The organism is Bacillus sp. V26, from assembly GCF_034296245.1.
In the GTDB taxonomy this organism is placed as follows: domain Bacteria; phylum Bacillota; class Bacilli; order Bacillales; family Bacillaceae; genus Bacillus; species Bacillus halotolerans.
In genome coordinates this window covers 1110525-1127448 of sequence record NZ_JAXKQF010000001.1, presented here as the reverse complement: position 1 = coordinate 1127448, position 16924 = coordinate 1110525, and the positions used below count along the sequence as shown (strand labels likewise).

Annotated in this window: 20 protein-coding genes and 1 pseudogene; 13 read left to right on the top strand and 8 right to left on the bottom strand. The window is 42.5% G+C overall.

Going from position 1 to position 16924, the window contains the following annotated elements:
* Positions 1-20 precede the first annotated feature (20 nt).
* The 3 genes from UJ203_RS06040 to UJ203_RS06030 all read right to left on the bottom strand — a co-directional run bounded on the left by UJ203_RS06040 (position 21) and on the right by UJ203_RS06030 (position 3363).
* On the bottom strand, positions 21-1262 hold the full coding sequence (locus tag UJ203_RS06040) for a cytochrome P450 (RefSeq protein WP_322009114.1): 1242 nt from the start codon (positions 1260-1262) through the stop codon (positions 21-23).
* 268 nt (positions 1263-1530) lie between these two features.
* Positions 1531-1890 (bottom strand): hypothetical protein, encoded by a 360-nt coding sequence (locus UJ203_RS06035; RefSeq protein WP_024121485.1) that lies wholly within the window; start codon positions 1888-1890, stop codon positions 1531-1533.
* 144 nt (positions 1891-2034) lie between these two features.
* Positions 2035-3363, bottom strand: coding sequence for a S8 family peptidase (locus tag UJ203_RS06030; protein WP_322009113.1), 1329 nt, complete (start codon positions 3361-3363; stop codon positions 2035-2037).
* A 222-nt stretch (positions 3364-3585) separates the two neighbouring features.
* Between UJ203_RS06030 and UJ203_RS06025 the strand changes: the two genes are divergently transcribed.
* The 3 genes from UJ203_RS06025 (at position 3586) to UJ203_RS06015 (ending at position 5339) form a co-directional block, all read left to right on the top strand.
* Positions 3586-3819, top strand: coding sequence for a hypothetical protein (locus tag UJ203_RS06025; protein WP_024121487.1), 234 nt, complete (start codon positions 3586-3588; stop codon positions 3817-3819).
* Between the two features lie 285 nt (positions 3820-4104).
* Entirely contained in the window at positions 4105-4812 is a 708-nt protein-coding gene (locus UJ203_RS06020; protein WP_322009112.1) for a poly-gamma-glutamate hydrolase family protein, read from the top strand.
* A gap of 71 nt (positions 4813-4883) precedes the next feature.
* On the top strand, positions 4884-5339 hold the full coding sequence (locus tag UJ203_RS06015) for an OsmC family protein (RefSeq protein ID WP_322009110.1): 456 nt from the start codon (positions 4884-4886) through the stop codon (positions 5337-5339).
* 12 nt (positions 5340-5351) lie between these two features.
* Here the strand turns inward: UJ203_RS06015 and UJ203_RS06010 are convergent, their stop codons facing one another.
* The 3 genes from UJ203_RS06010 to UJ203_RS06000 form a co-directional block, all read right to left on the bottom strand.
* Complete coding sequence (locus UJ203_RS06010) at positions 5352-5705, bottom strand: DMT family transporter (protein WP_024121490.1); 354 nt, start codon at positions 5703-5705, stop codon at positions 5352-5354.
* 13 nt (positions 5706-5718) lie between these two features.
* The gene (gene ebrA / locus UJ203_RS06005) at positions 5719-6036 is read right to left on the bottom strand and encodes a multidrug efflux SMR transporter subunit EbrA (protein ID WP_044155800.1); all 318 of its coding nucleotides are present in this window, start codon (positions 6034-6036) and stop codon (positions 5719-5721) included.
* Positions 6037-6192: 156 nt separating this feature from the next.
* The gene (locus UJ203_RS06000) at positions 6193-6444 is read right to left on the bottom strand and encodes a hypothetical protein (RefSeq protein ID WP_024121492.1); all 252 of its coding nucleotides are present in this window, start codon (positions 6442-6444) and stop codon (positions 6193-6195) included.
* A 126-nt stretch (positions 6445-6570) separates the two neighbouring features.
* Between UJ203_RS06000 and UJ203_RS05995 the strand changes: the two genes are divergently transcribed.
* The 3 genes from UJ203_RS05995 (at position 6571) to hfq (ending at position 8254) form a co-directional block, all read left to right on the top strand.
* Entirely contained in the window at positions 6571-6948 is a 378-nt protein-coding gene (locus tag UJ203_RS05995) for a YmaF family protein (RefSeq protein WP_322009478.1), read from the top strand.
* 100 nt (positions 6949-7048) lie between these two features.
* Positions 7049-7993, top strand: a complete 945-nt coding sequence (gene miaA, locus UJ203_RS05990) for a tRNA (adenosine(37)-N6)-dimethylallyltransferase MiaA (protein WP_322009106.1) — start codon at positions 7049-7051, stop codon at positions 7991-7993.
* 39 nt (positions 7994-8032) lie between these two features.
* Complete coding sequence (gene hfq / locus UJ203_RS05985) at positions 8033-8254, top strand: RNA chaperone Hfq (protein WP_003221097.1); 222 nt, start codon at positions 8033-8035, stop codon at positions 8252-8254.
* Positions 8255-8335: 81 nt separating this feature from the next.
* Here hfq and UJ203_RS05980 read toward each other — a convergent pair.
* A pseudogene (locus UJ203_RS05980) lies at positions 8336-9065 on the bottom strand (IS3 family transposase).
* 226 nt (positions 9066-9291) lie between these two features.
* On the opposite strand from UJ203_RS05980, the gene amyS reads away from it, so the two are divergent.
* The 7 genes from amyS (at position 9292) to UJ203_RS05945 (ending at position 15926) form a co-directional block, all read left to right on the top strand.
* Positions 9292-10866, top strand: coding sequence for an alpha-amylase (amyS, locus tag UJ203_RS05975; RefSeq protein WP_415859178.1), 1575 nt, complete (start codon positions 9292-9294; stop codon positions 10864-10866).
* Positions 10867-10977: 111 nt separating this feature from the next.
* Positions 10978-11250 carry a YmzC family protein gene (locus UJ203_RS05970; protein WP_105954286.1) on the top strand — a complete coding sequence of 91 codons (273 nt, stop codon included), beginning with the start codon at positions 10978-10980 and terminating at the stop codon, positions 11248-11250.
* An 81-nt stretch (positions 11251-11331) separates the two neighbouring features.
* Positions 11332-11562: a hypothetical protein gene (locus tag UJ203_RS05965; RefSeq protein ID WP_024121497.1), complete on the top strand. Its 231-nt coding sequence runs from the start codon at positions 11332-11334 to the stop codon at positions 11560-11562.
* Between the two features lie 233 nt (positions 11563-11795).
* Positions 11796-12188 carry a class Ib ribonucleoside-diphosphate reductase assembly flavoprotein NrdI gene (nrdI, locus tag UJ203_RS05960; protein ID WP_322009098.1) on the top strand — a complete coding sequence of 131 codons (393 nt, stop codon included), beginning with the start codon at positions 11796-11798 and terminating at the stop codon, positions 12186-12188.
* Positions 12148-14250, top strand: coding sequence for a class 1b ribonucleoside-diphosphate reductase subunit alpha (gene nrdE, locus UJ203_RS05955; protein ID WP_106020805.1), 2103 nt, complete (start codon positions 12148-12150; stop codon positions 14248-14250). The genes nrdI and nrdE overlap by 41 nt, the downstream gene beginning before the upstream one ends.
* Before the next feature lie 17 nt (positions 14251-14267).
* A complete protein-coding gene (gene nrdF, locus UJ203_RS05950; protein WP_044155791.1) occupies positions 14268-15257 on the top strand; it encodes a class 1b ribonucleoside-diphosphate reductase subunit beta in 990 nt (329 codons plus the stop codon).
* Between the two features lie 48 nt (positions 15258-15305).
* Positions 15306-15926 (top strand): hypothetical protein, encoded by a 621-nt coding sequence (locus UJ203_RS05945; RefSeq protein WP_105954289.1) that lies wholly within the window; start codon positions 15306-15308, stop codon positions 15924-15926.
* Positions 15927-15991: 65 nt separating this feature from the next.
* On the opposite strand, the gene UJ203_RS05940 is transcribed toward UJ203_RS05945, so the two are convergent.
* Positions 15992-16759, bottom strand: a complete 768-nt coding sequence (locus UJ203_RS05940; RefSeq protein WP_322009094.1) for an N-acetylmuramoyl-L-alanine amidase — start codon at positions 16757-16759, stop codon at positions 15992-15994.
* Positions 16760-16924: the final 165 nt, after the last annotated feature.

The window sequence follows — 16924 nt, the reverse complement described above, 5'->3', positions numbered from 1 at the left end:
TTTTTATCTGCTGGAAGAAATCAGCTGAGGTGTGAAAGTGAATCTTTCCTTGCAAGTGAGACCGGAAGACTTTCTAATCCTCTTAAAAAAGCATTTTTTCTCCATTTCAACTCTTCTGGCGTTACCGTAAGTTCAATTTGCGGAAATCGTTTCAGCAGTGCGTTAAACGCAATTTGCCCTTCCAATCTTGCCAGCGGCGCTCCTAAACAGAAGTGGATCCCAAAGCCGAAAGAGATATGCCGATTAGGTGTTCTGGTTATATCGAATGTTTCTGGATTTTCAAATCGTTCAGGATCTCGATTGGCAGAACCGATTCCTATAAAAATCATGTCTCCCTTTTTGATAGAATGGCCTTGGTAGGAGAAGTCTTCAATGGCCCACCGATTTGCCATCATCACGACAGGGGAGGTGTAGCGCAGCAATTCTTCAACGGCTGTATCTATCATTTCAGGATGCTGTTTCAGTTTCTCTAATTCTTCCTTGTGCTGAAGCAATGCAAGGGTGCCAGATCCGATTAAGTTAACCGTCGTTTCAAGTCCTGCTACCACCAAAAGGAACAGCATAGAGTAAAGTTCTTTTTCACTTAACGTTTGGCCGTCTTCTTCAGCATGCACAAGTTTACTGATCAAATCGTCTTTTGGCTGTATTCTTCTTTCATGAATTAACTTGCCAACATAGTCTTTAAACTCCCGAAGAGCCTGATTGGTCAGTTCTCGGTTGGCCTCTGAAGTATCAACCATGGCATTGGTCCATATTTGAAACTGTGCCCGATCCTCTTTCGGTATGCCCATCATTTCAGAAATCACGATAAACGGTAACGGTGATGCAAAGGATGCCATGAAGTCTGTTTCATTCTCTTTTTCCATTTCATCTAACAATCGTTCAGTAATTTGTTCGATGCCGATGCGTAGATTTTCAATGGTGCGGGGAGTAAATGCTTGGTGAACCAGTGACCTTAAACGAGTATGGTCAGGTGTGTCTTTTGCCAGCATATGATCTGATACAAAATCAACGTCTTCACTGACATTGAGCATTTCAATTTGTTCTTTGCTCATTACGTTTTTAACGTCTCTTGTAATTCGGTTGTCTTTAAGAAATGCCATGCAATCATCGTAACGGGTGATTAACCACGCCGGATATGTACTTCCAAAACGGTGTAATTCGAATCGATGAATGGGTGCGTGTTCTCTAAAACGGCCTAAAACTGAAAAGGGGTTTTCATGAAACTCTTTAGCATGCGGATGAAACATCAAATTTTCCATTTTCCATTCTCCTCGCCTAATAGATTAAGACAGATGCATTTATTCAGTTTAGACCAGATGTAAAAGAAAGCTTTGCGCAATCTGTATAACAGAATCCCATTGGAAACGACAACCTGTTATGTCTAAAACTATATATCTATTTTAGGTGCCGTTCAATAGTTTTGGGACGAAAATATCGGCTTGCGGGTAAGGAAATGATTCCATGCAAAAAAGCGCCTTTGGGGCAATTTCAAAGGCGCTGTATTCTTTCGACCAGGTGAAAGTTTCTTCATTTGTTTTGTACATCAATAGTATATACCGCACGATCTGTCAGTACCTTCAATCCGCCATTTTCTTGGTGAATGTGAATATCCCCTAATAAAGGAATTTCATAAGCGTTCTGCGGAAGCGGTACGTCTCCAGCTTCTGTAAAGGTTGTTCCTTCGCCTTCCAGGACGAGTTCGTCATTTGCAACGTAGTCGTCAGGGTGGTTTGCGCTGCGTATGCCCACTTTTTGAAGGTGAAGAACAATCTGATCCAAATCTGAAATCTCGTCTTGGTTATTGGTCAGTTCGCCTTTTCTAATATCAAGCGTCTGGCCGATCCGCTCTCTCAACCATTCAGAAAGCTCAGTGTTATTGAGTGCCATCAGTCATTCCTCCTTTTGATCTATACTGTAACTATTCCCAATTGTTTTATGTTTTACACTCTGCTGGGATATACCGGCTTATGTATGCTAAAAACACTGCTGACCCTTTAACGAACCAGCAGTGTTCACGAAGATCATGAAATCTTATTCACCAGGGATAGCTTTCTCAGCATTGATTGCTCCGGCACCGTAAATATTCGGGTCTTCGCCTGTCCATTTATCAGCCCCATTTTTAAGCAGCTCTTTCACTTCGTCCGGCGTAAGATCTGGATTTTGCTGGAGTATTAAGGCGGCGATTCCCGCACAGATCGGCGTTGCCATTGATGTCCCCGACATTGTAAAATACTGAGACCCTACACGGCTTGATTTTTGCAGCTTATCGATATATGAATTCGGTGAGCGAAGGGAAATGATGTTTACGCCCGGTGCTAAAATATCGGGCTTTTCTTTCCCGTATACAGTCGGTCCGCGGCTTGAGAAAGAAGCAACTGTATCATCTTCGCTGCTTACTGTATTGTGATCGTCAAACGCGCCGACAGTAATGACTTTTTCGCTTACACCAGGGCTTGAAATTGTCTGCGGATCAGGGCCTGAATTTCCGGCAGCAACACAGACGACAATCCCGGCGTTCCAAGCTTCTTCAACTGCTTTGACTAATGGATCTTCCAGTTCATTGTCATAACGCAGCGCATCGCCGCCAAGGGACATGCTGATAATATCAATTGGTTCATCCGGATTGTCCTCATTATATTGAATACACCATTCGACGCCTTCAATAATGTCCGCTAACGTGCCTGAACCTTGTTTGTTCAGCACTTTTACTCCGATTAAATTGGCTTCCGGTGCAGGTCCGCGGTATTGGCCGGAAGATGACGCGCCGCTGCTTGCGACATCACCTGCGCAGTGTGTGCCATGTCCATTATCATCATACGGCTCTGTTTTTTGGTTTACCATATCGGCAAATCCAATAATTCTTCCCTCTAAGTCAGGGTGCGGGTAGATTCCTGTATCGACTACTGCGACTGTAACGCCTTTACCGGTTAAGGTTTGCCCGCTTCTGACGACTTCCTTTGCATGGCTTGCTTCGGCTGCTGTGTCAAGAAGCGCTTTGACTTCGCGGTTTAAATACACTTTGCGAATATCGCTGCATTCAGAAAGAAGAGAATGCAATGCTGAAGGGGTAACCTCTGCGCTGCAGCAATTGATTTTGTTAAAACGGTTTTTTAGCTTGCTGCGTTTTTCTTTTTGTAAAACCTGTCCCGCCATTTGAAAGCCGGCCTCATGGCAGCCTTCCTCGAATTCAATGATGACCGACATTTTTTTTCTGTTTTTTAATTTTGTCTCAAAAAACTGATGTAAAAAGCAAGGAGTCCACTTGAAGGGCTTGTAGAGCTGCAAGACGCTTTCACGTAATGGCCAATCAAGCTTATGAGCGTTTGCTCTCACCATTTGTACCATAGAGTAGCCAAACATCGATTTTCCTCCTATTATGAAGTTCTCTGTATACTCTATGAGTGGATCATATGTTTGGTAAGTTTGTTTGTCCTTTAGAAGAGGCGGACAAGAGTTTGTTTTTATGAATCTTTTGAATCTGATACGAAAGAATCATGTGTACTGTTAATCATTGGGTATTGAAAAGAAACGTTTGTTCGTATTATCATTTATATATATCAAACAGGAGGGAGCGATAATCGTATGAATATCTTCTTACGCCGGTCTTTGGAAGATCAGATACCAATCAGCATTATATATATGAAGAAAGACGGCACCATAACAAAAAGAACGATTATCGTCAGGCAGAAAAGCAAAACACAAATTAAAGCTTTTTGTTTTACGAACCATCAGATCAGAACGTTTTTATTAGACTCTATCCTCTCCTGTGACTTTGTGCGAACAAGGAAGCAAGAACCCCGGTTCGCAGGACTATAACAGGCTGTCCGCTTCAGCATCCCGGACAGCCTGGTTTTTAGTAAAACCTTCCTTATTCCTCTATACATTTAATTACCAAGTGAGGTTATTCCTACCTTTTTCGTTTTTCCTCTCAATCTTTTTTCACTGATATTTGAATATAACCGCTGATAAATGTGACATTCAATTGATTTTTTGAAACCGGGAACTTTTTCACTGATGATATGGTGTATACAATGGTAAGATAAAACCTATTGACTATACCTCATATAATGAACCTTGCCATTCTTGTGAAAGGAGTTTAACATGAGAAGATTTTTACTAAATGTCATATTAGTCTTAGCCATAGTCTTATTCATAAGATATGTTCATTACTCATTAGAACCTGAACCATCCAACCAGCCGGATACATATTCAAATTTCAGCAGTCTGGCAGAGAATGAGGACCCTGCTGATTATGATATTTCTTATCAAGAGAAAAAAGGGAGCAAAGTTTTAATCATGTCTCCGCACGGCGGAAGAATTGAAGGCGGAGTAAGTGAGCTTGTGCGTTATTTCAACGATGACTACTCGACTTACCTGTTTGAGGGCTTAAAGTCACATGATAATCAAACGCTGCACATTACAAGCACCAACTTTGATGAGCCATTGGCTGAAGAGAAGATCAAGGAGCACCAGTACGTTGTCGCTTTTCACGGATATAAAGGAGAAAAGAAAAATACACTTGTCGGAGGAACAGACCGTAAGCGGGCGAAAATGATTGTCAGAGCTCTTGAGAATAGAGGGTTTTCAGCCGAATTAGCGTCCTCTCAAAGCGGCCTTGCAGGATTAAGTGCAGATAACATTAATAACCAGGGGGAAACCGGGCTGAGTATCCAGCTGGAAATCAGCCGTGAACAGAGAGAAGCCTTTTTTGATGATTTTTACTATAAAGATAGGAAATACACGAAAACCAGTGAATTCTACTCTTATGTCGGGGCGATAAAACATGTACTTGAAAAAGAATATTCCTAATAAGCAAATCAGAGGACAAAATCAAGGAAGATCAGTAGACTGAAATGGAATCCATTGAAGGAGGCAATCAAATGGCAGATCATCATTTTTATCTAAAAGCGAATTGGCCGGGAAAACGCAATGATGTCGGCACAATCGAAAGCGGCAATCTCATCACGTCTATTTCTATTCCTAAAGAAATGGACGGACCGGGGGAGGGGACCAACCCGGATGAAATGCTTCTCGGGGCAGCGGCAACCTGTTATATTATTACGCTTGCTGCTATGATGGAAAGAAGCGGACTGGAAAAAGAAGATCTGCAGATGGAATCAGAAGGCATAGTCGATGTGACAGGAGGGATCTTTACATACAAAAAAATCATTCACCGCCCGGCAGTAGTTCTCAGACACGATGCCTCAGAAGAAGACGTTGCGTTAGCCCACAAGCTTTGTGAAAAAGCGGAGTCTTCCTGCATGATCTCACGAGCCATTCAAGGAAATGTCGAACTGCAGCTGGAAGCTTCTGTAAAAATATCGGAGCAATCATAAAAAAGCAGACGGTCACTGACAGGCCGTCTGCTTTTTTTCTTTATTAGGGGCTTTTGACTGATTTAACAGCACAACGCCTGCAATAACGAGTGTCAGCCCAAATATACCCTTCAAGCTGATGGTTTCGCCAAAAAGCAAAAAACCGACTACCGCTGTAAGCGCCGTCCCGATACCAGACCAAGTGGCGTAAGCGCTTGATAAGTCTATGGTTCTTAAAGAAAAGCTTAAAAACGTGAAGGCGGACAGAAATCCGGCAGCCACTCCGATAATAGGCCAGAATTGCGTAAAGCCTTCGGAGAGTTTGAGCATTGTGCTCCCAAATACCTCAGATAATATGGCAAGAGCCAAATAAAGAAATCCTCTCATATACAACACTCCCTTACTGCCAATTAAGCAGCACGACACCTGAAATTAATAGACCAATCCCAATAAGTCCTTTTACATTCAGTTTTTCCTTGAAAAATTTCGCCCCGATAACGGCCGTCAGCACCGTACCCACGCCGCTCCATGTCGCATATGAAAGGCTTAGAGGGATGCGGTTTAAGGTAAGCGACAGCATATAAAAGGCAAGGGAATAACCAATCACGACCAATGCACTCGGCTTCCACTTTTTGAAGCCGTCAGACACTTTCAGCATGGCCGCTCCGATTGATTCTGAGCATATGGCAATTGTGAGGAATAAGTAACCGATCAACATCGTAATCCTCCTCACTCAAAATATGATAAATGTAAGTTAATGAAAAGATCATCAGCTAGAAAAATATTAGTGCAAACCTATGTATGAGTCAAGAGATTCATTTCAACTCAGATTCGGGGGATAAAAAAGACCCCTTTTATAAGGGGTCTGCCAGGTTTAGTAGTAATATGGGTACGGGGGATAAGGATATCCGCCATAAAAATAAGGGTTAAATAAAGCACTTCCTACAAGTCCGCCTACCAGCCCGCCAAAAAAAGGTCCTCCGTAAAATCCAAACGGCCGTCCAAAGCCATAGCCAAACCCAGGTCTGCCAAATCCAAAACCTGGCCGTCCAAACCCGTAGCCGAACCCTGGTCTGCCAAAGATTCTTGCATCATTTTCGTCAATGAAATATTCCACTTCGTTCATTTTTTCTTTCCTCCAATAATAAAGTGTAGATGATGCAGTGTATTCAGCCTACCCAAATTTGATTGGGCGTTCAGCTGAAAAAGAAGGAGAGTGAATTGATTGGGCCTGTATCAGTCTGACTGGGCCATGGCGCCGCCTCACGTACATGCTTATCGTGCTAAAACAACCAGTGAACAGGGGCATTATCATATCATTGAAGGTTTTACTCAGCCGGCAAACGGAACGAATACGGATCGCCATACACACTACTTCACTGGGATTACTTCGTTTGAAAATGGACATTTCCACCGCTATTACGGGATCTCGGGCCCTGCCATTTCCAGGGCTGACGGCACACATTATCACGAAATTGAAGAAAACACTTATCTCGCTTATAACGAGCCGATTCAGATCCGTTACGGAGGCGTAGTGTACGATCCCCGAAATCAAAGCAAAAAAACGCATCGCCATCATTTGAAAGGCAAGACAAGGGAAATTGTAGGAAATGAGCCTCTTGGCTGGTAGAAGAGATGTTTACTGCTGCAAAAAAAGGGCAAAATGGATAGGTGGTTATATATGATGAATGCTATAATGGGGGGAGATTTGTAAAAGAGAGTGATACATAGTGAAAAATAACAAACAGCCCGTTGTCATATTAGTCGGACCAACGGCAGTGGGGAAAACCAATTTAAGCATTCAGCTTGCTAAGGCAATGAACGCGGAAATTATCAGCGGAGATTCCATGCAGGTTTATAAAGGAATGGACATCGGGACAGCTAAAATCTCTGAACAGGAGACAGAAGGTGTGCCGCATCATCTGATTGACATTCTAGACCCGGCAGATTCTTTTTCCACCGCGGATTATCAAGGCTTGGTCAGAAATAAAATCAGCGAGATCGCAAAAAAAGGAAAGCTTCCGATGATTGTAGGCGGTACGGGGCTTTACATTCAATCCGTCCTTTACGATTATACCTTTACGGAAGAGGCGAACGATCCTGCGTTTCGGGAAGAAATGCAGAAGGCTGCGGCGCAGGAGGGGGCTGAATTCCTTCATGCTAAGCTGGCTGCGGCTGATCCGGAGGCAGCAAAAGCGATTCATCCGAATAATACAAGAAGAGTGATTCGCGCACTGGAGATTTTACATACATCTGGTAAAACGATGTCGCAGCATTTAAAAGAGCAAAAGCGGGAGCTGCTGTACAATGCTGTATTAATCGGGCTTACAATGGACAGAGACACGCTTTACGACAGGATTAATCAGCGAGTCGATCTGATGATGGAAGCCGGACTTCTTCCGGAAGTGAAACAGCTCTACGACCGAAAATTGAGAGACTGTCAATCGATACAGGCGATCGGCTACAAGGAGCTGTACGCATATTTTGACGGATTTGTGACACTTTCTGAGGCTGTCGAGCAATTAAAACAAAACTCCAGACGGTATGCAAAACGCCAGCTGACGTGGTTTCGCAACAAAATGCCGGTTGACTGGTTCGATATGACCCCGCCTGTTGATATGGAGCTGAAAAAAAAGGAAATTTTCACACATATAGCAGGAAAACTGCAACTTTAATCGAAACTGTATGATATAGAGAATCAAGGAGGACGAAACATGAAACCGATTAATATTCAGGATCAGTTTTTGAATCAAATCCGCAAAGAAAATACGTATGTCACTGTTTTTTTACTGAACGGCTTTCAATTGCGCGGCCAGGTGAAAGGCTTTGATAACTTTACCGTATTGCTAGAATCGGAAGGTAAGCAGCAGCTTATATATAAACATGCGATCTCGACTTTTGCACCGCAAAAAAACGTCCAGCTTGAATTAGAATAGACCATAAAGATAAAAACGAAATAGAAAAACCTCGGGCTTTGGGACTGACCCCCGTTTTTGAGACAGGGATCAAAACACCTTTTATACAGCCAATTGCCGATAGCTTATCGGTGATTGGCTGTTTAGTTTCGTTTGAATACGAATGTTGTTATAATAATGAATGTATTCTTTGACAGTGCGTTCTACGATGGCGGTCGTGGTTCGATCAATACTGTTAAGATAGAACGTTTCAGACTTTAGTGAGGAATGGAACGATTCGATGGAGGCATTATCAGCGGGCGTCCCTTTGCGGGACATGCTCATGGTAATGCCTTTTGTTTTAACAGCTTTCTGATACTCATAAGATGTATACACAGATCCTTGGTCACTATGTAACACGCATTTCCTTTTTTAATATAGCTGTAATTTTTCGATATCCATATCGATACTTGTGCTCTCGGCACAACGTGCCGATTTGTTTTTCCAAATGGCACTTGGGATGATCTTTCATCAGGTTCTTCTTCCAACGATAATAAGACGCTCGTGAGATACCTAAATGAACACAGATATTCTGTACGGTCATTGTGCCGTGCAATACTTCTACAAGTTCAACTGACGTTTGGCTATCAACTTCCTTTCCAATTCGTTGTACTTTTTTAAAACTTCATTTTGTTGTCTCAGATAACGGTTCTCTGCCTGCAGTTTCTCTAATTCGGAAGAATACTCCGGACCTTTTCCGTTCCTGCATGATCTCTTTCGTAGGCACGCCTGCCAATCTCATTTCTACAGCCTTCTGTTTGACTTCAATCGGATAACTCACTCTTGTTCCCATACAAAAAACACCTCCAAGTCTTATTTAAGGATAACAACTATCCGTTTTCAAACTTGAAGGTGTTTTTTATTTGTCTCATCTTATGGGGTCAGTCCCCTTTCAGCCCGAGGTTTTTTGTGTCACAGAAATTCCTATAGAGATTACAAAAAATACAGGAAATTGGTTATTTGTGTAAAATTCCTATTGTTGTACAATGATTTGTAATCACTGGAAAGGGGAGAGGAGAATGATTCACAAACGAAAATGTGCCATATCATGCGGTCTGGTGTTTTTCTTAACATTGCTGTTTGTCACGCTGCCGGTATCTAAAACTTGGGCTGCAAGCGTAAATGGCACGCTGATGCAGTACTTTGAATGGTACCTGCCTAATGACGGACAACATTGGAAACGTTTGCAAGAAGATGCGGGGCATTTATCTGAAATTGGAATCACTGCTGTATGGATTCCGCCTGCATACAAAGGAACGAGTCAATCTGACAATGGATATGGCCCATATGATTTGTACGATTTAGGAGAATTTCAGCAAAAAGGGACGATGCGAACAAAATACGGCACAAAACCGGAGCTCCAGTCAGCGATCAGCTCCCTGCATTCGCAAAACATCCAAGTATACGGTGATGTTGTTTTGAATCATAAGGCAGGCGCGGATGCAACGGAAGATGTAACCGCGGTCGAAGTGAATCCAAACGATAGAAATCAGGAAACATCAGGAGAGTATCAAATAAAAGCATGGACAGGCTTTCATTACCCGGGCCGCGGAAGCACGTACAGCGATTTTAAGTGGCATTGGTACCATTTCGACGGAGCGGATTGGGACGAATCCCGAAAGCTGAACCGCATCTATAAGTTTCGAGGGGATGGAAAGGCATGGGATTGGGAAGTATCAAGGGAAAACGGCAACTACGATTATTTGATGTATGCAGACGTTGACTATGATCATCCGGATGTTGTCGCAGAAACGAAAAGATGGGGTACCTGGTATGCAAACGAGCTTCAACTCGACGGTTTTCGGCTCGACGCTGTTAAACATATTAAATTTTCTTTTCTGAGTGATTGGGTAAAGGCAGTCAGACAATCAACAGGAAAGGAAATGTTTACAGTTGCAGAGTATTGGCAAAATAACCTGAACGAGCTCGAAAACTATTTGAATAAAACTGATTTTAAGCAATCTGTTTTTGATGTCCCGCTTCATTATCATTTGCAGGCTGCATCCTCACAGGGGGGCGGCTATGATATGAGACATTTGCTGGATGGCACTGTCGTATCGAAGCATCCGATGCAAGCGGTAACATTTGTGGAAAATCATGATACACAACCGGGGCAATCATTGGAGTCGACTGTACAAACATGGTTTAAGCCCCTCGCTTATGCCTTCATTTTAACAAGAGAGGCTGGTTACCCGCAGGTTTTCTATGGAGATATGTATGGAACAAAGGGTTCATCGTCAAGGGAAATTCCGTCGCTCAAAAATAAAATAGAACCCATTTTAAAAGCGCGTAAACATTATGCATACGGGACCCAGCATGATTATTTTGACCATGAGGATGTGATTGGCTGGACGAGAGAAGGTGATCAATCGGCCGCCCAATCAGGATTGGCTGCATTAATCACAGACGGTCCTGGCGGGTCAAAGAGGATGTACGTCGGAAAGCAAAATGCCGGCGAGACATGGTATGACATTACTGGGAACCGCTCCGATCCTGTTACGATTCATTCTGATGGATGGGGAGAATTTCATGTAAACGGAGGTTCAGTATCCATTTATGTACAGAAGGAAGAAAGGGAGGGGCTGAAAGGCTAACACAGCAGTCTCTCTGGTTTTTTAACTTGCGTGATCTTTTTTATAATGAGAACATAAGAAGGGGGAAAGTGTATATAATGTAAAAAATTTGAACGCAAGAGGAGTGAACGAATGTTTTCTGAATCCGAAGCGGAGTTGAGACGAATCAGAATTGCACTTGTCTGGATTGCTGTGTTCTTATTGTTTGGTGCGTGCGGGAGGGATGAAACAGTAATTGAAACAGATAGCGGAGATTCTTATGAAACGCCCCAGCCAAGTTCATTTCCGCTCGAAAATAATCATTTTGGAATCGTAAATGACGGCAATATAGAAATTTATGAGTATAATGAGGCTGATAACAAGGTAAAGCTTAAAAAAGAGTTTCCGTCTGATGAGCTTGAATAAAATTCACAAGCATGGAATTTTACAAAGCAGACGCAGGCCGCTAAACTGAATACTGACACAGAACATACAGAGGGTGAAATGATGAAGCATAAGATTATTGTCAATCACTGGGAAGAAATCTGTGAAGACGATTCCTGCTATGAATATGGAACGAGTATTATTGTTAATGGAAAAGAATTAATCAGAGAAGCCTCAATTATAAGCGCATTGAAGGCAGTTTTAGAAGAAATCGGCGCTGACGCAGAAATAGAAGAAACAGTCGAAAGCGAAAAATGCTGTGACAGTATAAGAAAAAAAAATCTAGACTACTAAGCAGTTTTTTTTCATGTTATGATATACATCGGCTTAAAAACGACACTTCGAGTAGGATGAGAGATGATTCTCGTTCTGCTCTCTTTTTTGGGCCCTCATGAGGGTGCCAGAGAGAAAATATGAATTTTTTATTAAAACGAATCTATATATTGTGTTTTTGCCAGAGGGTAGTATACTATATATAGTGTTAGTGGTTGAGAGATTCATATTTTTTTGATAGGTCGTGATAAAACGTGGTACAAATCATATTTGATTCAAAAACAGGGAATGTTCAGCGCTTTGTGAATAAGATAGACTTTCAGCAAATACGCAAGGTGGACGAAATTGACCACATGGACACTCCGTTTGTTTTGGTCACCTACACGACAAACTTCGGCCAGGTACCGGCATCAACACAATCATTTCTCGAAAAATACGCCCATCTCTTATTAGGCGTCGCTGCGAGCGGCAATAAAGTATGGGGCGATAACTTTGCGAAAAGCGCCGATACCATATCAAGACAATATCAGGTGCCGATTTTGCACAAATTTGAACTCAGCGGCACATCTAAAGACGTTGAATTGTTTACTCAGGAGGTAGAAAGAGTTGTCACAAAATCAAGTGCCAAAATGGATCCAGTTAAATAACGAAATCATGATCCAAAAAGATGGAAAATTCCAGTTTGATAAGGATAAAGAGGCTGTACATAGCTATTTTGTAGATTATATCAATCAAAACACAGTATTCTTTCACGATTTAAAAGAGAAGCTGGATTATTTGATTGAAAATCAATACTATGAAGAAGAATTTTTAAGCCTTTATTCTTTTGAAGACATTAAAGAAGTGTTTAAGACAGCTTACGCTAAGAAGTTTCGTTTTCCTTCCTTCATGAGTGCGTTTAAATTCTATAATGACTATGCTTTGAAAACGAATGACAAGAAAAAAATCCTCGAGCGTTATGAGGACCGGATCTCAATTGTTGCGCTGTTCTTCGCAAACGGCGACACTGAGAAAGCAAAAGAATATGTCAACCTGATGATCAATCAGGAATATCAGCCGAGCACACCGACATTCTTGAACGCTGGCAGAAAACGCCGCGGAGAACTGGTGAGCTGCTTCTTGCTCGAAGTCAATGATTCTTTAAACGACATTTCAAGAGCGATCGATATCTCCATGCAGCTTTCTAAACTGGGCGGCGGGGTTTCTCTTAACCTGTCCAAGCTTCGCGCGAAAGGTGAAGCCATCAAAGATGTTGAAAATGCCACAAAAGGCGTTGTAGGCGTTATGAAGCTTCTTGATAACGCGTTCCGTTATGCTGACCAAATGGGACAAAGACAAGGATCTGGTGCGGCGTATTTAAACATTTTCCACCGCGATATCAATGATTTTCTCGATACGAAAAAGATTTCTGCCGACGAGGATGTGCGCGTCAAAACACTTTCTATCGGTGTAGTCATTCCGGACAAGTTCGTTGAGCTTGCGCGTGAGGACAAAGCCGCTTATGTATTCTATCCGCATACCATCTATAAAGAGTACGGACAGCACATGGACGAAATGGACATGAATGAAATGTACGATAAGTTTGTCGACAACCCTCGGGTGAAAAAAGAGAAAATCAACCCGCGGAAATTGCTCGAAAAACTGGCGGTGCTTCGTTCTGAATCAGGCTATCCATACATCATGTTCCAGGATAATGTCAACAAAGTACATGCGAATAACCATATTTCAAAGGTGAAATTTTCTAACCTTTGCTCTGAAGTGCTGCAGGCATCTCAGGTTTCTTCTTACACAGACTACGACGTAGAAGATGAAATCGGTTTGGATATTTCCTGCAACTTGGGATCGCTTAACATTCTCAACGTGATGGAGCACAAATCGATCGAAAAGACTGTTAAGCTTGCGACTGATTCTTTAACTCACGTATCTGAAACGACTGATATCCGTAATGCACCTGCTGTAAGACGGGCAAACAAAGCGATGAAATCAATCGGTCTCGGCGCTATGAACCTTCACGGATACCTTGCGCAAAACGGCATCGCGTATGAAAGTCCAGAAGCGCGCGACTTTGCGAACACATTCTTTATGATGGTGAACTTCTATTCTATCCAGCGTTCTGCAGAGATCGCAAAAGAGAAGGGCGAGACGTTTGATCAATATGAAGGATCAACCTATGCAACTGGTGAATACTTCGATAAGTACGTTTCAACTGATTTCTCGCCGAAATACGAAAAAATCGCAAATCTGTTTGAAGGTATGCATATCCCGACGACAGAGGACTGGAAACAATTAAAAGCATTTGTCGCTGAACACGGCATGTATCACAGCTACAGATTATGCATTGCGCCGACAGGCTCGATTTCATACGTTCAGTCAAGCACGGCATCTGTCATGCCGATTATGGAACGGATTGAAGAAAGAACATACGGCAACTCAAAAACGTACTACCCAATGCCTGGGCTTGCATCTAATAACTGGTTCTTCTACAAAGAAGCCTATGATATGGATATGTTCAAAGTCGTAGATATGATCGCGACAATCCAGCAGCACGTTGATCAGGGAATCAGCTTTACATTGTTCCTAAAAGATACAATGACGACTCGTGATTTAAACCGGATTGATTTGTATGCACATCACAGAGGAATTAAAACCATTTACTATGCAAGAACGAAAGATACTGGGCAAGACAGCTGCCTTTCTTGTGTTGTTTGATTAAAGGAGAGTTTATAGTGACGAAAATTTATGACGCAGCAAACTGGTCAAAGCATGAAGATGACTTTACCCAAATGTTCTATAACCAAAATGTGAAACAGTTCTGGCTTCCGGAAGAGATTGCTTTAAACGGCGATCTCCTCACTTGGAAGTACCTCGGGAAAAACGAGCAAGACACGTATATGAAGGTACTGGCCGGATTGACTCTTCTTGATACAGAGCAGGGGAATACAGGAATGCCGATCGTGGCTGAGCACGTAGACGGCCACCAGCGGAAAGCCGTGCTGAATTTTATGGCGATGATGGAGAACGCCGTTCACGCAAAGTCGTACTCTAATATTTTCATGACACTGGCACCGACTGAAACGATTAATGAAGTATTCGAATGGGTCAAACAAAACAAATTTTTGCAGAAAAAAGCGCAAATCATCGTCGGACTCTACAAAGCGATTAAAAAAGATGACGAGATTTCACTGTTCAAAGCAATGGTTGCATCTGTGTATTTAGAAAGCTTCCTATTCTATAGCGGTTTCTATTATCCGTTATATTTCTACGGACAAGGAAAACTGATGCAAAGCGGTGAAATTATCAACCTGATCCTTCGTGATGAAGCGATTCACGGTGTTTATGTCGGACTTCTCGCTCAAGAAATCTACAATAAGCAGACAGAAGAGACAAAAGCAGAGCTTCGCGAATTTGCCATTGACCTTCTGAATGAGCTTTATGAGAATGAGCTTGAGTATACCGAGGACTTATACGATCAAGTCGGACTCTCCCACGATGTCAAGAAGTTCATCCGCTATAATGCGAATAAAGCGCTGATGAACCTTGGATTTGATCCGTACTTTGAAGAGGAAGACATTAATCCGATCGTTTTAAACGGATTAAATACAAAAACAAAATCACATGACTTCTTCTCCATGAAGGGGAACGGGTACAAAAAAGCGACCGTTGAGCCGATCAAAGACGATGACTTTTTCTTTGATGATGAAAAAGAGCAGATATAATATCTGCTCTTTTCGGCTTGAAGGTTGAAATAGGAGGACGCAGTAATCATGGGAAAAATGGATGAAATCATCTTGGTCGCTCCGCGCGATGAAGTGTTTAAAAAAGAAAAATTGACTTTTCAAGGCGTAAACAGTGAAGATGCCCGAGTAGCAGAAATTATGGCTCAAATTGAGGCGACCTATTCTGAAATGAGAAGGGGAGACGCAGAAGAAGATCCTCATTATAAGCAGCCGATTCCTTATGTCGTCATTAAACGCGAGGATGAAGTTTTCCTTTATGAGCGGCTGGCTGGCGGCGGAGAATCACGTCTTCACAATAAGCTTTCTCTTGGCTTTGGCGGCCATATGAATCATATTGAAGGAGCTGCTTCCTTTGCCGAGGTCTTAAAGCTGAACACAGACCGGGAGCTTGATGAAGAATTGCAAATCGAAGAAGAGGATAAGCAGGCCATTGTCACATTAGGTTTGATAAATGATGATGACAACAGTGTCGGCAAAGTGCATATCGGTATTCTATCTGCGCTTCAATTAAAGCCAGGCTCACATGTGGAAGTCAAAGAGAAAGAGCAAATTGCGGGTAAATGGATGAAAATTTCTGAACTACAACAAACAGACATTTATAACCGTCTGGAAACATGGTCGCAATTCGTGGTTGACATTCTTGAATAAAAAAACCCGGTTTCTCATGAAGAGGAACCGGGTTTTTTTATCAGGCATGCTCGTCCGCAGCAGTATTATGATTCTAGGAAGACCATAGCGTCAAAGCCGGTATTCTCAGCTTTGGCAGCAAGGGCATCGGCATTCTCTTTGGAAGAAAAAGCGCCGATCTGAACCTTATATAATCCGTCCTTTAAGAGCACAATGGCGTCAAAACCCTTAGACTCTGCGCTGGTTGCAAGATTGTCCGCATTTGCTTTGACCTTAAAAGCCCCGATTTGAACCTTATATAACCCTGAGTTGGATGTCTTTTGAAGGCTGAAGGCTTGCTCCAACCCGTTTGCATGTCCTCTTGCCAAGCTTTGAATAAAACTGCTCGTTTTAAGCTTGTTCGCATCTGTAACCGTATCAATAAAACCGTTTTCCGTAAGCAGGGCAGGCATTGAGGATTCCCTTAATACGTGGAAGTTTGCTGTTTTTTTACCGCGATCGGAAAAGTCGACAGCTTGTATGACTTTAGAGTGAATCTCCGATTGGTAAGTCGTTGTCGGTGCTCCGACTCCCGGATAAATGTAGCTTTCGAAACCTGTTCCGCCCCCGGAATTAATGTGAATGGATAAAAAGAAATCGGCTCCCCAGTTATTTGCAGCATTTGTCCGGTCGCTTAAGCTGACATATTGGTCGCTTGTCCGGCTCAGCAGCACAGTAACACCCTCATACTCATTCGTCAATATAGTGCGTAAAGCTAAAGCGATTTGCAAGGTTAACGTTTTTTCTTGGAGACCATTGCCTGTTGCGCCTGGATCGGACCCGCCATGACCTGGATCAATAAAAATTTTAACCATTCTCCATCACCTCATTACAGGATATGAAAAAAGACGGCTTCTGCTTGTACGATTATCATCCGGCAGAAAAATGAGGAAATAACCCCTGTTACCCGAAAAATTATTTCTCGGGAAAGCGCACAATTCAACAGGATGCGACAGGAAGGTTACTAAAAGTGTGCCTTC

Bases quoted from the DNA above. Each gene is read 5' to 3' on its own strand.
- UJ203_RS06040 (WP_322009114.1), bottom strand. From the start codon at position 1,262: ATGGAAAATTTGATGTTTCATCCGCATGCTAAAGAGTTTCATGAAAAC.
- UJ203_RS06035 (WP_024121485.1), bottom strand. From the start codon at position 1,890: ATGGCACTCAATAACACTGAGCTTTCTGAATGGTTGAGAGAGCGGATC.
- UJ203_RS06030 (WP_322009113.1), bottom strand. From the start codon at position 3,363: ATGTTTGGCTACTCTATGGTACAAATGGTGAGAGCAAACGCTCATAAG.
- UJ203_RS06025 (WP_024121487.1), top strand. From the start codon at position 3,586: ATGAATATCTTCTTACGCCGGTCTTTGGAAGATCAGATACCAATCAGC.
- UJ203_RS06020 (WP_322009112.1), top strand. From the start codon at position 4,105: ATGAGAAGATTTTTACTAAATGTCATATTAGTCTTAGCCATAGTCTTA.
- UJ203_RS06015 (WP_322009110.1), top strand. From the start codon at position 4,884: ATGGCAGATCATCATTTTTATCTAAAAGCGAATTGGCCGGGAAAACGC.
- UJ203_RS06010 (WP_024121490.1), bottom strand. From the start codon at position 5,705: ATGAGAGGATTTCTTTATTTGGCTCTTGCCATATTATCTGAGGTATTT.
- ebrA (WP_044155800.1), bottom strand. From the start codon at position 6,036: ATGTTGATCGGTTACTTATTCCTCACAATTGCCATATGCTCAGAATCA.
- UJ203_RS06000 (WP_024121492.1), bottom strand. From the start codon at position 6,444: ATGAACGAAGTGGAATATTTCATTGACGAAAATGATGCAAGAATCTTT.
- UJ203_RS05995 (WP_322009478.1), top strand. From the start codon at position 6,571: ATGGCGCCGCCTCACGTACATGCTTATCGTGCTAAAACAACCAGTGAA.
- hfq (WP_003221097.1), top strand. From the start codon at position 8,033: ATGAAACCGATTAATATTCAGGATCAGTTTTTGAATCAAATCCGCAAA.
- amyS (WP_415859178.1), top strand. From the start codon at position 9,292: ATGATTCACAAACGAAAATGTGCCATATCATGCGGTCTGGTGTTTTTC.
- UJ203_RS05970 (WP_105954286.1), top strand. From the start codon at position 10,978: ATGTTTTCTGAATCCGAAGCGGAGTTGAGACGAATCAGAATTGCACTT.
- UJ203_RS05965 (WP_024121497.1), top strand. From the start codon at position 11,332: ATGAAGCATAAGATTATTGTCAATCACTGGGAAGAAATCTGTGAAGAC.
- UJ203_RS05945 (WP_105954289.1), top strand. From the start codon at position 15,306: ATGGGAAAAATGGATGAAATCATCTTGGTCGCTCCGCGCGATGAAGTG.
- UJ203_RS05940 (WP_322009094.1), bottom strand. From the start codon at position 16,759: ATGGTTAAAATTTTTATTGATCCAGGTCATGGCGGGTCCGATCCAGGC.